The organism is Escherichia sp. E4385 (assembly GCF_963883145.1).
GTDB lineage: Bacteria > Pseudomonadota > Gammaproteobacteria > Enterobacterales > Enterobacteriaceae > Escherichia.
Window position 1 is genome coordinate 1 of sequence record NZ_CAWOOJ010000011.1, and the last position, 13,910, is coordinate 13,910.

The 13,910-nt window shown below is 50.4% G+C and carries 12 protein-coding genes; 6 read left to right on the forward strand and 6 right to left on the reverse strand.

Features of this window, described 5'->3' with window-relative positions; genetic code table 11:
- The first annotated feature begins 81 nt into the window (after positions 1–81).
- Both pinE and pphA read left to right on the forward strand, forming a co-directional pair.
- Positions 82–636 (forward strand): site-specific DNA recombinase, encoded by a 555-nt coding sequence (gene pinE, locus AACS80_RS09855; RefSeq protein WP_000904983.1) that lies wholly within the window; start codon positions 82–84, stop codon positions 634–636.
- 477 nt (positions 637–1,113) lie between these two features.
- The gene (pphA, locus tag AACS80_RS09860; RefSeq protein WP_135407048.1) at positions 1,114–1,770 is read left to right on the forward strand and encodes a protein-serine/threonine phosphatase; all 657 of its coding nucleotides are present in this window, start codon (positions 1,114–1,116) and stop codon (positions 1,768–1,770) included.
- Here pphA and AACS80_RS09865 read toward each other — a convergent pair whose 3' ends face one another.
- The 5 genes from AACS80_RS09865 to yebS all read right to left on the reverse strand — a co-directional run bounded on the left by AACS80_RS09865 (position 1,771) and on the right by yebS (position 7,826).
- Positions 1,771–1,962, reverse strand: coding sequence for a YebW family protein (locus AACS80_RS09865; RefSeq protein ID WP_130208463.1), 192 nt, complete (start codon positions 1,960–1,962; stop codon positions 1,771–1,773). It abuts the gene before it with no gap.
- A gap of 105 nt (positions 1,963–2,067) precedes the next feature.
- Positions 2,068–2,304 carry a YebV family protein gene (locus AACS80_RS09870; protein ID WP_002431586.1) on the reverse strand — a complete coding sequence of 79 codons (237 nt, stop codon included), beginning with the start codon at positions 2,302–2,304 and terminating at the stop codon, positions 2,068–2,070.
- A 117-nt stretch (positions 2,305–2,421) separates the two neighbouring features.
- Positions 2,422–3,861 (reverse strand): 16S rRNA (cytosine(1407)-C(5))-methyltransferase RsmF, encoded by a 1,440-nt coding sequence (gene rsmF, locus AACS80_RS09875; RefSeq protein WP_135410044.1) that lies wholly within the window; start codon positions 3,859–3,861, stop codon positions 2,422–2,424.
- A 79-nt stretch (positions 3,862–3,940) separates the two neighbouring features.
- Positions 3,941–6,574 (reverse strand): lipid-binding membrane homeostasis protein YebT, encoded by a 2,634-nt coding sequence (yebT, locus tag AACS80_RS09880; RefSeq protein WP_131161133.1) that lies wholly within the window; start codon positions 6,572–6,574, stop codon positions 3,941–3,943.
- The gene (gene yebS / locus AACS80_RS09885) at positions 6,543–7,826 is read right to left on the reverse strand and encodes a membrane integrity lipid transport subunit YebS (protein WP_135410043.1); all 1,284 of its coding nucleotides are present in this window, start codon (positions 7,824–7,826) and stop codon (positions 6,543–6,545) included. The genes yebT and yebS overlap by 32 nt, the downstream gene beginning before the upstream one ends.
- Before the next feature lie 129 nt (positions 7,827–7,955).
- On the opposite strand from yebS, the gene msrC reads away from it, so the two are divergent.
- From msrC to htpX, 4 genes are all read left to right on the forward strand, one after another.
- On the forward strand, positions 7,956–8,453 hold the full coding sequence (gene msrC, locus AACS80_RS09890) for an L-methionine (R)-S-oxide reductase (RefSeq protein ID WP_135410042.1): 498 nt from the start codon (positions 7,956–7,958) through the stop codon (positions 8,451–8,453).
- 96 nt (positions 8,454–8,549) lie between these two features.
- The gene (proQ, locus tag AACS80_RS09895; RefSeq protein ID WP_000431365.1) at positions 8,550–9,248 is read left to right on the forward strand and encodes an RNA chaperone ProQ; all 699 of its coding nucleotides are present in this window, start codon (positions 8,550–8,552) and stop codon (positions 9,246–9,248) included.
- Positions 9,249–9,267: 19 nt separating this feature from the next.
- Positions 9,268–11,316, forward strand: a complete 2,049-nt coding sequence (gene prc / locus AACS80_RS09900; RefSeq protein ID WP_135410041.1) for a carboxy terminal-processing peptidase — start codon at positions 9,268–9,270, stop codon at positions 11,314–11,316.
- A gap of 191 nt (positions 11,317–11,507) precedes the next feature.
- Positions 11,508–12,389: a protease HtpX gene (gene htpX, locus AACS80_RS09905; RefSeq protein WP_000984517.1), complete on the forward strand. Its 882-nt coding sequence runs from the start codon at positions 11,508–11,510 to the stop codon at positions 12,387–12,389.
- A gap of 47 nt (positions 12,390–12,436) precedes the next feature.
- On the opposite strand, the gene AACS80_RS09910 is transcribed toward htpX, so the two are convergent.
- Positions 12,437–13,810, reverse strand: coding sequence for an MFS transporter (locus tag AACS80_RS09910; RefSeq protein ID WP_135410040.1), 1,374 nt, complete (start codon positions 13,808–13,810; stop codon positions 12,437–12,439).
- Positions 13,811–13,910: the final 100 nt, after the last annotated feature.

Genomic DNA, 13,910 nt, shown 5'->3' on the forward strand with positions numbered 1-13,910 from the left:
CTTCTCCCAAACCAACGTTTATGAAAATGCAGAAATAACGAGCAAATGGCATCATTCCTGCTTTTGTCAGGGAGATCTACCATGCTTATTGGCTATGTACGTGTGTCAACAAATGACCAGAACACAGATCTACAACGTAATGCGCTGAACTGTGCAGGATGCGAGCTGATTTTTGAAGACAAGATAAGCGGTACAAAGTCCGAAAGACCGGGACTGAAAAAACTGCTCAGGACATTATCGGCAGGTGACACTTTGGTTGTCTGGAAGCTGGATCGGCTGGGGCGTAGTATGCGGCATCTGGTCATTCTGGTTGAGGAGTTGCGCGAACGTGGCGTTAATTTTCGCAGCCTGACGGATGCTATTGATACCAGCACACCGATGGGGCGTTTTTTCTTTCATGTGATGGGTGCCCTGGCTGAAATGGAACGAGAACTGATTGTTGAACGAACAAAAGCTGGACTGGAAGCTGCTCGCGCACAGGGACGAATTGGTGGACGTCGTCCCAAACTTACACCAGAACAATGGGCGCAGGCCGGGCGATTAATTGCATCAGGAGTTCCTCGCCAGAAGGTGGCGATCATTTATGATGTTGGCGTATCGACTTTGTATAAGAAGTTTCCGGTCGGAGATAAATGAAACCGTAGCACGTCGTATGCAAGAACGTGCAACGGCTGGCTGATGGACGTTCGATAGCGCGAGTTTGAATGAAAATCAGCCGGAGATGATTTTACATAATTGCTACGGAATTATTCAATACAGGAATTGCTCGTGTATGCATGGATTGACCTGAAATATTCCCGAAATTTTCTCTAAAACTCTCGAAAAAAATGGTAACTAATTGAATGTATTGGTATGTAATGGCATGTGTTTGGGGGTAAAAAATATGCGCAGATTCGATTAATATATTGATTTTTATGTGTTTTTTATCTCGCCAACGAAAACAGGAATCGTATTCGGTCTCTTTTTATCTATTAAGCCAGCGGATGAATACATCACTGTTTTCCCTGTGCTGACTTCACAATCAACCATAACACACACTCTACTGCTTCAGTCCAGCCTTTTTTAACATTTATGTTAAAATAATGTGACCTTCTGCGCGGGAGTAAAAAATTGATGAAAGAGGCAGGCCGCACCTATCAGAAAATTGATGGCAGCCATTGGCGACATATCTGGTTGGTGGGGGATATTCATGGCTGCCTTGGGCTACTGCGTATCAAATTATGGCATTGCCGTTTTGACCCGTGGCAAGACTTATTGATCTCGGTAGGTGATGTTATTGATCGTGGTCCGGAGAGTTTACGTTGTCTTCAACTACTGGAGCAACGCTGGGTCAGAGCGGTAAGAGGCAATCATGAGCAGATGGCGATAGATGCACTGGCCGCGCAGCAGATGTCTTTATGGTATATGAACGGTGGCGACTGGTTTGCTGCGCTGGCAGATAAGCAACAGAAGCAAGCAGAAAGGGCGCTCAGCAAATGCCAGCATTTGCCTTTTATTCTTGAATTAAACAGTCGCACTGGCAAACACGTTATTGCCCATGCTGATTATCCTGACGACGTTTATCAATGGCAAAAGGACGTCGATTTGCACCAGGTATTGTGGAGTCGTTCGCGATTACGTGAAGGCCAAAAAGGGCAGGGAATTACCGGTGCTGACCATTTCTGGTTTGGTCATACGCCGTTACCTCATCGAGTAGATATTGGAAACTTGCATTATATAGACACTGGCGCCGTCTTCGGAGGGACACTCACCGTGGAACAACTCCAGTAATTAAAAGTCACTGTACTCCTGCGCGGGCCGCCAGAACCCATCAATAAAATCCTCAACAGGAAAGCAGCCGCCGTGGCGGATCCGTTGATCGTCCATTGAGTAGACGCACTGCTGTTCCGTGTTGTAAACATCAACAACAATATCTTCACAGCCAGCGTCCAGATAGCAAACAAAAAGTACCAGCGCGAACATTTCATCCTCGAAGTGTGGTGCCGTACCGTTAAGTTTAGGAGAGGATTTTACTTCGGGGAAATAACCAGAATAAATAACCCGTCATGCCGACGGGTTCTTTTTGGATCAGGCAAGACGCATAATCCAGGCATCAGACTTTTGATCGTAGCGGGTACGGTACAGGACAGAGTGTTCGCCGTTTAGTAGAGCTGGAATGCTGGTTTCGGCGTCCCAGGCATCAAGTTGCATACACAAATCGGGGTCAGATTTACAAGGAATAGTTAATGTTCGATCACCTGGCGATTCGCCGTGTAACTCGCCGTCATCGATTTCAAAAGCGCCTATGCGCACACTGGTTTTCATCTTCGTGCTCTCCATTTATCTGCCGGTTGTGGTACGACCAGTCCGATCGCACCATTTTTCAGCGTAGTTGAGGCAGGCGAATGTGCCAGTCAAAAAGTGCGCTTTTTTTGTGCGCTATCAGGCGTTACCGGTAAAAAGTTTCCCATCGCGCACCAGTTCACGCGGGTAACTGTTTTTCAGTCGCGAGCCAATACGTTTGGCTAAACCTATTGGCTGATGCTGGAAGGTTACCAGCACATCATCCGTAGTTGGCACGGTTTGCGGGTAAACATCGCGCCCGCGATACCACTCTTCCGCTTCCTGAGGCGTCAGTTCGAAAGCGTTCGTATGGTTGGGGGAGGCCAGGGCAATAACCGCTTCATGCTGCCAGCGATAACCTTTGTTATGCGTTTCAGCAAGCTTAATTCCCAGACGGGAAAATCGGACTTTACCGATCAGGGCTTCAATACCCGCCGGGAACAGCCAGAGTTCTTTATCGCGCTGCCAGAGGCGCAGATTTTCATCCCACTGTAAGCCAACGGCAGTCGCCGCCTGGCGAATTTGTGCGGCTTCGCGATCTTTGATTGGGCTAAACGGGAAATTACCCACTTTGTATTTCGGTGCGGGTAAGGCGGGAATCGACTGTGTTTTGCGTAACCGGGCAACGAAGAAGCCTTCGCAGTCGTAAATTTGCGGAAAAACGTGCAAAAAGCCTTCTTCGGTGAGTGCCTTGTCCGCACCAGGGAAGAGATCGCCCAGCGGTAAAAACTCTACTGCATCGGGGTAAGTCTCTTTCAGCCACAAGCAAACGGCTTCGTTTTCTTCCTTGTTTAAGGTACAGGTCGAGTAAACCAGCGTACCGCCAGGGCGTAATGCATGAAAGGCACTGTCGATCAGTTCCCGTTGGGTGGCAGCAATTTCCTGATTGCTTTCTGGTGACCAGTTTTTCAGTGCGTCGGGATCTTTACGCACCACGCCTTCGCCAGAGCAGGGGGCGTCCAGTAAAATGGCATCGAACATTTCTGGTAACGCTGCACCAAAGACGCGGCCATCAAAATGAGTCAGAGAGACGTTACGGATACCGCAGCGACTGATATTGGCATGTAACACTTTTACCCGGCTGGCGGAAAACTCATTGGCAAGAATCGCCCCTTCGTTATTCATGCGAGCGGCAATTTGTGTGGTTTTTGAACCAGGCGCGGCGGCGACATCCATCACCCGCTGTGGGGTATTATCGTCGGCAAACAATGCGGCAATGGGCAACATTGAACTGGCTTCCTGAATATAAAACAGGCCGCTTAAATGCTCGGCGGTACTGCCCAACGGCAAGGTTTCTTCATCATCGCGTTCAATCCAGAAACCTTCTTCACACCACGGAATCGGCGTTAGCGTCCAGCCGTAAGGGGCGGTTAATTGCAGGAAATCAGCAACGGAGATTTTCAGGGTATTTACGCGAATGCTGCGGCGCAACGGGCGCTGACAGGCGGCGAGAAAATCATCAAAAGAGAGCGTCGAAGGCATGGCTTCGCGCATTTGTGTCAGAAAGGCGTCCGGGAAATAAACGGTGTGTTGGGCCACGAGCATGTACCACTGGCAAAAAAACAGGCGCGCAGTTTAGCATAAACGCTCCGGCGCAGGCACGCCGGAGCAATGTGGCTTATCGGGGGAGTGCTGTTCCCCATTCACGCCACTCTTTCGGTTCACTTTCCTGCAACAGGAAGTGTTTGCCTTCCTGGGCTTTCGGTGCCAGCGGTGTACCTGGAGGCGTGGCGAAGGCGATACCCCCACGGATAAACTGGTTAAAGGTACCGGTTTTCACCACGCCGCCCGTCAGACCGAAGTCCAGACTGTAGCCCGAAGCTAGCCAGAAGACGGAATTGTTACGTACCAGGTGCTGGTAACGTTTACTGATGCGCATCGCAATCATCACGCGATCTGACAATGTACCCAGCGTCATTCCGGTGACTGTACCTACTTCCAGACCACGGAACAGCACAGGCGTACCAACACCTAACGAACCGGCTTCCGGCGCTTCAACAATAATGCTTAAGCCATCAAGGTAACGCGAATCAGTAATGGTTGCTTCTTGCAATTCAAAGTCACGGCGAGGATTACCCCGACCTGGTTCGACGTTGATATACGGCTGGAGGATCGTATCAAGATGCTCAACGCCTGCTGCCGAAATTTGCGGTGTGACCACTGAGAAGCGTGTACCACCGCGAGCAAAGGTCTGGACATATTCAGGATAGAGCACCGCCTTTGCCTGTACTTCATTGCGCGCGGTGATCAGATCCAGAGTCTGGATTTGCCCGATATCAATACCGAGATAGCGAATTGGCATACCGACCGCCAGTTTTCCGGCATCGAAAGCGTGGAGCGTAATCTGCCCGCCAACCGCACGAGCCGCTGTTTCGGAAGCATACAAAATCCGCTTATCGCCTTTACGTTGGCTGGCGCTGGCACCGCTGAGATTATCGAAGCTGATGGCTCCCTTTAACGCCCGCGAAAGCGGTGACGCCTGAACGGTCAGGCCGCTGCCGTTAAGTTGAACTTTCGCGCCACCTTCAGCCCAGAACACGCTGTTGCTGGTCAGCAGGTTGCGATATTCCGGTTTAATGTGCAGATCGATATCGAACGCATTGGCCCGTGGACGTACGGTAATCACTTCACCGACCTCAAATTTACGGTACAGCACTACCGACCCTGCCTGCACATCCGGCAGTGTCTCCGCACTTAAACTCACGGTCGTGGTAGGTAAATCGCTAAGACTATTTTCGAGGGCTTTTTCCAGATTGGCGTACAGTGGGTAACTGGTTTTCATCTCACCTTTGTCGCCTGGCAGAATACGGATCCCGCCGTTGAGCCATTCTGAGGCGCTGGCACCGAGAAACTCGACACCATCCAGACCCACTTTCACGTCGACACGACTATTAACGACAAATTTGCTGTCGCCTTTTACCAGTTCGCGATGCTGGGGTTCGATAGCGACGGTAAATGTCACGCCTTTGCTGGTGAGTTTACGGTCGATAACCTGACCTACCTGTACGCCGTGAAGAATGAGCGGCTGACCGGCATCAATTCCATAGCTTTCTGGTGCTGTCAGGGTTAGCGTCAGAACATCGGGTTCATGCAGTAAAGCTTTCTCGCCAGGCACAACGACAAACTCTTTGCGTGGTTCGCCATCACCCGGTACCAGTTCGAACGTTTTGCCGGTCAGCAGGGCGCTGAGATTGGCGTCGCTGAGGGATAACTTCGGGTTACGTAATTCGATGCGGGTGTTTTCACGAAGCAGAGTGACGACGCTGGGATCAACGGTCATTTCTCCGGTGACTTTGCCACCTGGGTTTAAATTCAGTTTGGTCAGTTGCCCGACTTCCAGTCCCTGGTACATGAGCGGCGTTGAATCGGCGTTTAATCCGGCTCCACCTGGTAGATCCAGCTTTATGATCACCCCACGCTGGCTGTGGGCGAGATCCTCATACAGACCAAAGGTATCTTCCGGATCGGCAGGTTTCGACTCTTCTGGTGAATCGAAGGCAATCGCACCGTTAACCAGGGCAGCCAGACTTTCCAGTTTTACCTTCGCGCCACTGATACTGACATTGGCATCAACGCCGGAAACGTTCCAGAAGCGGCTGCCTTTTTTCACCAAATCGGTGAAACGCCGCTCAATCAGGACATCAATCACCACGCCTTGCTTATTGGGATTGATCGCATAGTCATAGACGCGTCCCACCGGAATTTTACGGAAATAGACCAGCGAACCGCTGTTCAATGAACCGAGATCGGGGGCTTGCAGGTGGATCATCAGATCACCATTATCCAGCCGATACTTTGGCTGGGTATCGAGCGCCACAAAATGATCTTGCTCTTTACCTTTGCCCGGCATCATGCCGATATAGTTACCGCCGACCAGCGCATCCAGCCCGGAAACACCTGCCAGTGAGGCTTTCGGCGTCACCAGCCAGAACTGTGTCTCTTCGCGCAGGGCATCTTTCATATCGGACTTGATGCTGACCTTGACTTCAATCTTACGTAGATCGTCGCTGAGGCTGACATCCTGCACCGTGCCGACTTCAACGCCCTGATAACGAACAGGCGTGCGACCCGGAACAATACCGTCTGCCGACATAAAGTCGATGGTGACGGTATTGCCTCTATCCTGATAACTACCCCAAATCAGCCAACCGGCAATCATTAGCGCGATGAACGGCAACAGCCAGAAAGGTGAGATACGGCGTTTAGTTTTAATTTGCGCTTCAGTCGTCGAAGCGGGCGTTTCCTGACTCATGTGCATCCCAAAGTAAGCGGCTGTCCAGCCATTCCACAGCAAGAATAGTCAAAATAACCGCTGCGCCGAAATAAAACGCAGCGGGTCCCATAGTAAAAGCGAGGATCTGATCGCGATTAATCAGCGACATGGTTAACGAAATGACAAACAGATCGAGCATCGACCAGCGGCCAATCCAGGTCACCATCCGCAATAGCAAAATCCGCGTGCGTAAGCCTTGCTGGCATTTAAAATGAATGCTTACCAGTAAAGTAAACATGACGATCACTTTGGTGAACGGCACCAGGATACTGGCGATAAAAACAATGCCGGCAACTGCAATATTGCTGTTCGCCAGCGACATAATTCCGGAAAGAATCGTATCTTCTTGTCGTCCACCGTTCAGGTAGATGATCGAAATAGGCAGCAGGTTGGCAGGTAACAACAAGACAATTGAAGCCAAAAGAGCAGCCCAGCATTTTTGAATACTATGATGGCGACGCAAGCGAAGTGGGATATGGCAACGGGGACAACGACCGCGCGGATCGGGATAGCCGGTAAAGTGACAACCCAGGCAAACGCGTAATTTCTCGTCCCTACGCGTGGCAGGGCGCTGCGGATAAAATCGCTCCCACAGCTGTTCAACATTAAGATGTGACAACGTCACCGTTGTTAAAATCACCAGCGCGAAAAAAGAGAATAGCCCGACGCCCGCCTGGATATGGGCGTAATCCTGTACCTTTATAGAAGCAACGCCAATGCCGACCAGATAGATATCCAGCATTACCCACTCTTTTAGTCGCTCCAGCATCAGCAACACCGGGCGTAAATTCATTCCCAGCCGATTGCCAAACCATAAATAAGCAATAGAGGTCACCAGTATGAGAGGTGCACCTATAACGCAGAAAAACACCATTGCGCCGGTTATCGCATCGCCCTGTTTGGTCATTTGCCAGATGCCTTGCATTACATTGGCGTCGATACGGATACCTAACAGCCAGATATGTAATAGAGGTTCGCCCCAGGCAAACGGCATAAGCAACAACATAGTAAAAGCCATTGCAGCCAGCCTTGTGAGCGACCAGTCACGCCCATCGCGAATTTTCGCCTGACAGCGCGGGCAATAGGCACTCTGGTGAGAATTTATCTCGGGCAGGCTAAACAGCATGTCACATTGCGGGCAACGCTGATAATCACCATACGGTAGTGCCTCGCCAATTGCGCTCACTGTTATCTTTTTTGTCGGCGTAATTTGTGGGGTGTTAAGAGCCATGACATGCCAAATGTAATAAGAATTAACATTTATCTTAACCCATGATGGGAATGATCTTGAGCATTAACGCATTTAATGCTTATTTTAATAGGCTGGCAGTTCCAGGTAAGACAACTAAGTGATTATATAATGAACAAAACAGAATTTTACGCGGACTTAAACCGCGACTTTAATGCGTTGATGGCGGGAGAAACCAGTTTTCTGGCAACGCTGGCGAATACCAGTGCTTTGTTATACGAGCGTCTGACTGACGTAAACTGGGCTGGATTTTATTTACTTGAGGACGATACGCTGGTACTCGGGCCGTTTCAGGGCAAAATTGCCTGCGTACGGATCCCGGTAGGGCGTGGCGTGTGTGGGACTGCAGTTGCCCGCAATGAAGTACAGCGAATCGAGGATGTTCACGCCTTTGATGGGCATATCGCCTGTGATGCGGAGAGTAATTCTGAAATCGTTCTGCCGTTGGTGGTGAAAAATCAGATTATTGGCGTTCTCGATATCGACAGTACTGTCTTCGGTCGCTTTACAGACGAGGACGAGCAAGGCTTACGTCAGCTTGTGGCACAGCTTGAAAAGGTGCTTGCAACGACGGATTACAAAAAATTCTTTGCGAGCGTCGCAGGATAATCAACGGATAACGTAGCATTTACTGATGACGTCATTATAATGACGCCTGTTCATGCCTGCGCTTGTTGGCTACGTCCGTTGTAATCAGGAAATTTCATGGAAAATCAACCTAAGTTGAATAGCAGTAAAGAAGTAATCGCGTTTCTGGCCGAACGTTTTCCCCACTGTTTCAGTGCGGAAGGTGAAGCGCGTCCGCTGAAAATCGGTATTTTTCAGGATTTGGTCGATCGCGTTGCTGGGGAAATGAACCTTAGCAAAACGCAACTGCGATCCGCTTTACGTCTCTACACTTCGAGCTGGCGCTATCTGTATGGCGTTAAACCAGGCGCGACGCGTGTCGATCTCGACGGCAACCCATGCGGTGAGCTGGACGAGCAGCATGTAGAACATGCTCGCAAGCAGCTTGAAGAAGCGAAAGCGCGCGTCCAGGCGCAGCGTGCCGAACAGCAGGCGAAAAAACGCGAAGCTGCCGCAGCTGCAGGTGAGAAAGAAGACGCACCACGCCGCGAACGCAAGCCACGTCCTGCCGCGCAACGCCGTAAAGAAGGCGCCGAGCGCAAACCTCGCGCGCAGAAACCGGCTGAGAAAGCGCCAAAAACAGTAAAAGCACCTCGCGAAGAACAGCACACCCCAGTTTCTGACATTTCAGCTCTGACTGTCGGACAAGCCCTGAAGGTGAAAGCTGGTCAAAATGCGATGGATGCCACCGTATTAGAAATCACCAAAGACGGCGTCCGCGTCCAGCTGAATTCGGGTATGTCTTTGATTGTGCGCGCAGAACACCTGGTGTTCTGAAACGGAGGCCGGGCCAGGCATGAACATGTTTTTTAGGCTTACCGCGTTAGCTGGCCTGCTTGCAATAGCAGGCCAGACCTTCGCAGTAGAAGATATTACGCGTGCTGATCAGATTCCGGTATTAAAGGAAGAGACGCAGCATGCGACGGTGAGTGAGCGCGTAACGTCGCGCTTTACCCGCTCCCATTATCGCCAGTTCGACCTCGATCAGGCATTCTCGGCCAAAATCTTTGACCGCTACCTGAACCTGCTTGATTACAGCCACAATGTGCTGCTGGCAAGCGATGTTGAACAGTTCGCGAAAAAGAAAAATGAGCTGGGCGATGAACTGCGCTCCGGTAAACTTGACGTTTTCTACGATCTTTACAATCTGGCGCAAAAACGCCGTTTTGAACGTTACCAGTACGCCTTATCGGTACTGGAAAAACCGATGGATTTTACCGGCAACGACACTTATAACCTGGACCGCAGCAAAGCGCCCTGGCCGAAAAACGAGGCCGAGTTGAACGCGCTGTGGGACAGCAAAGTCAAATTCGACGAGTTAAGTCTGAAGCTGACAGGAAAAACGGATAAAGAAATTCGTGAAACCCTGACTCGGCGCTACAAATTTGCCATTCGCCGTCTGGCGCAAACTAACAGCGAAGATGTGTTCTCGCTGGCAATGACGGCGTTTGCGCGCGAAATTGATCCGCATACCAACTACCTTTCCCCGCGTAATACCGAACAGTTCAATACTGAAATGAGCTTGTCGTTGGAAGGTATTGGAGCGGTGCTGCAAATGGATGATGACTACACCGTTATCAATTCGATGGTGGCAGGTGGTCCGGCAGCGAAGAGTAAAGCTATCAGCGTTGGTGACAAAATTGTCGGTGTTGGTCAAAACGGCAAGCCGATGGTTGACGTGATTGGCTGGCGTCTTGATGATGTCGTTGCCTTAATCAAAGGGCCGAAAGGCAGTAAAGTTCGTTTAGAAATTTTACCTGCCGGTAAAGGGACTAAAACCCGTACGGTAACACTGACGCGTGAACGCATTCGTCTGGAAGACCGCGCAGTTAAAATGTCCGTGAAGACCGTCGGCAAAGAAAAAGTGGGCGTACTGGATATTCCAGGCTTCTATGTTGGCTTGACAGACGATGTCAAAGTTCAGTTGCAGAAGCTGGAAAAACAGAATGTCAGCAGCGTCGTCATCGACCTGCGTAGCAATGGCGGCGGGGCGCTGACCGAGGCAGTATCGCTCTCTGGTTTGTTCATTCCTTCCGGTCCGATTGTTCAGGTCCGTGATAACAATGGTAAAGTCCGCGAGGACAGTGATACCGACGGCCAGGTGTTCTATAAAGGCCCGCTGGTGGTATTGGTTGACCGATTCAGTGCTTCGGCTTCAGAAATCTTTGCCGCCGCGATGCAGGATTACGGTCGCGCTCTGGTTGTGGGCGAACCAACATTCGGCAAAGGCACTGTCCAGCAGTATCGTTCTCTGAATCGTATCTACGATCAGATGTTACGTCCTGAATGGCCGGCGCTGGGGTCAGTGCAGTATACAATCCAGAAATTCTATCGCGTTAACGGTGGTAGTACCCAACGTAAGGGCGTGACGCCGGATATCATCATGCCGACAGGCAATGAAGAGACGGAAACGGGAGAGAAATTCGAAGATAACGCGCTGCCGTGGGATAGCATTGATGCCGCAACTTATGTGAAATCTGGCGATTTATCGGCGTTTGAGCCGGAATTGCTGAAGGAACATAATGCGCGTATCGCGAAAGATCCTGAATTCCAGAACATCATGAAGGATATTGCTCGTTTCAATGCCATGAAGGACAAACGCAATATTGTTTCTCTGAATTACGCTGTACGTGAGAAAGAGAACAATGAAGATGATGCGATGCGTCTGGCGCGCTTGAACGATCGCTTTAAACGCGAAGGCAAACCGGAGTTGAAGAAACTGGATGATTTGCCAAAAGATTACAAGGAGCCAGATCCGTATCTGGACGAGACAGTGAATATCGCACTCGATCTGGCGAAGCTGGAAAAATCCAGACCAGCGGAACAGCCCGCTCCCGTCAAGTAACATCAATCAGGCACAAGAAATTGTGCCTGATTTTTTAACAGTGGCAAGATGCCGTAAATCAGATGCTACAAAATGTAAAGTTGTGTCTTTCTGGTGACTTACGCTCTATCCAGACTTGAAAATAGTCGCGTAACCCATACGATGTGGGTATCGCATATTGCGTTTTGTTAAACTGAGGTAAAAAGAAAATTATGATGCGAATCGCGCTCTTCCTGCTAACGAACCTGGCCGTTATGGTCGTTTTCGGGCTGGTACTGAGCCTGACAGGGATACAGTCGAGCAGCGTTCAGGGGCTGATGATTATGGCCTTGCTGTTCGGTTTTGGTGGTTCCTTCGTTTCGCTTCTGATGTCCAAATGGATGGCATTACGATCTGTTGGCGGGGAAGTGATCGAGCAACCGCGTAACGAAAGGGAACGTTGGCTGGTCAATACTGTAGCAACCCAGGCCCGTCAGGCGGGGATTGCTATGCCGCAAGTAGCTATCTACCATGCGCCGGATATCAACGCCTTTGCGACAGGTGCTCGTCGTGATGCCTCTCTGGTTGCTGTCAGCACCGGTTTGCTGCAGAACATGAGCCCGGATGAAGCCGAGGCGGTAATTGCCCACGAAATTAGCCACATTGCGAATGGTGACATGGTTACCATGACGCTGATTCAGGGCGTGGTAAACACCTTCGTTATCTTTATTTCACGTATTCTGGCGCAGCTTGCCGCGGGCTTTATGGGCGGTAACCGTGATGAAGGTGAAGAGAGCAACGGCAACCCGCTGATCTACTTTGCGGTTGCGACGGTGCTGGAGCTGGTATTTGGTATTCTGGCGAGCATTATCACCATGTGGTTCTCGCGTCACCGTGAATTCCATGCCGATGCAGGTTCAGCCAAACTGGTTGGTCGTGAGAAAATGATTGCTGCGCTGCAGCGTCTGAAAACCAGCTATGAGCCGCAGGAAGCAACCAGCATGATGGCATTTTGTATCAATGGTAAGTCCAAATCGCTGAGTGAGCTGTTCATGACTCACCCGCCACTGGATAAACGTATTGAAGCCCTGCGTACCGGTGAATACCTGAAGTAATTTGCAGTAAATTATAAAAAAGCGCGTCCTGGTTGACGCGCTTTTTTTTAGCCTTGTGCGCGCGGTTGGGTAATGCGTAAACCACTGACACAGGCGGCGATCACTGCCAGAATAGCCGCAGCCGTCAGCGAGACGTGCGTACCATTATCACCAAACTGATTCAACATCAGCGCCACCAGAGCTGCACCGCTACTCTGACCAAGCAGACGCGCTGTACCCAACATTCCACTGGCACCACCGCTACGCTCACGCGGGGCGGAGGTAATAATGGTGTGATTATTGGGGGACTGGAATAACCCAAAGCCTGCACCGCATAAGATCATCGGCCAGATGATATTGATATCGGCAGGCGAAGCTGGCAACAGGACCAGAGAAAAAAGTCCCGCGGCCATGATGAACAGCCCTAAAGCACCAAGCAATCCTGCATGGACGCGCTCTATCAAATAACCTGCCAGCGGAGCCATTACCATCGTTGCCAACGGCCACGGGGTCAGGAGCAAACCTGTCTCAACTTCACTACGTCCAAGTACGGTTTGCAAATAAAAAGGCAGGGAAACCATCGCCAGCATTTGCGCGCAGAAAGAACAAATGGAGGTACAAATTGATAGTGTAAACAGCGGAATACGCAGTAAATCCACCGGTAGCAGTGGAACAGGAAGGGAAAGCTGGCGGCGAATAAAGAAAATACCAACAATAATCATTACCGCCAGTTCAGCACCGATCAGCGTCAGTGATTGCCCCTGAGCAAAACCACTCAATGCGGTAATAAGCAGGCCAAATGTCAGCGCATTCATCACGGCGCTGGGCAGGTCAAACCGCGGCTTACTGGCACGAGAACCATTTGGCGGCAGAAAACGCATTGCCAGGAGTAGGGCGATAATACCCAACGGTACATTAATTAAAAATAACCACTTCCAGGACGCAATTGAAAGGATTGCGGCGGCGATCGTCGGCCCGGCAGCGGAGGAGACGGCGACGATAAAAGAGTTAATTCCCATCCCTCGCCCCAGAAAACGTTGTGGGTAGATTAAGCGGATGAGTGCAGTATTGACGCTCATTAACGCCGCGCCGCCAAAACCTTGTATTACACGCGCCAGGGTTAGCATTTGCAGTGAATCAGAAAGAGCGCAGAACAACGATGAGAGCAGAAAAACCACCAGACCGAATTTATAAATTCGTCGATAGCCAAACATATCGCCCAAAAAAGAGAACGAGAGTAAGGAGATAACAATCGCGATTTGGTAGGCATTCACCACCCAGATGGAACTGGCTGGTGTGGCCTGGAGATCGGTTGCAATGGTTGGCAAGGCGACATTAGCGATAGCGCCGTCGAGAACCGCCATCGAAATACCAATAATAATGGTTAAAATTGCGCCGTACCGCTGAGGCAACGGCAGGCCATCGGCCTGAACTTTTGGCATAGGAATTTTATATCTTTTGGTAATAATCAACAGGGGTATGATTTTAGCACTGATATTCACGGTGAATGTCGCAGAATTGTAACTAACCGGCAAAAGATGG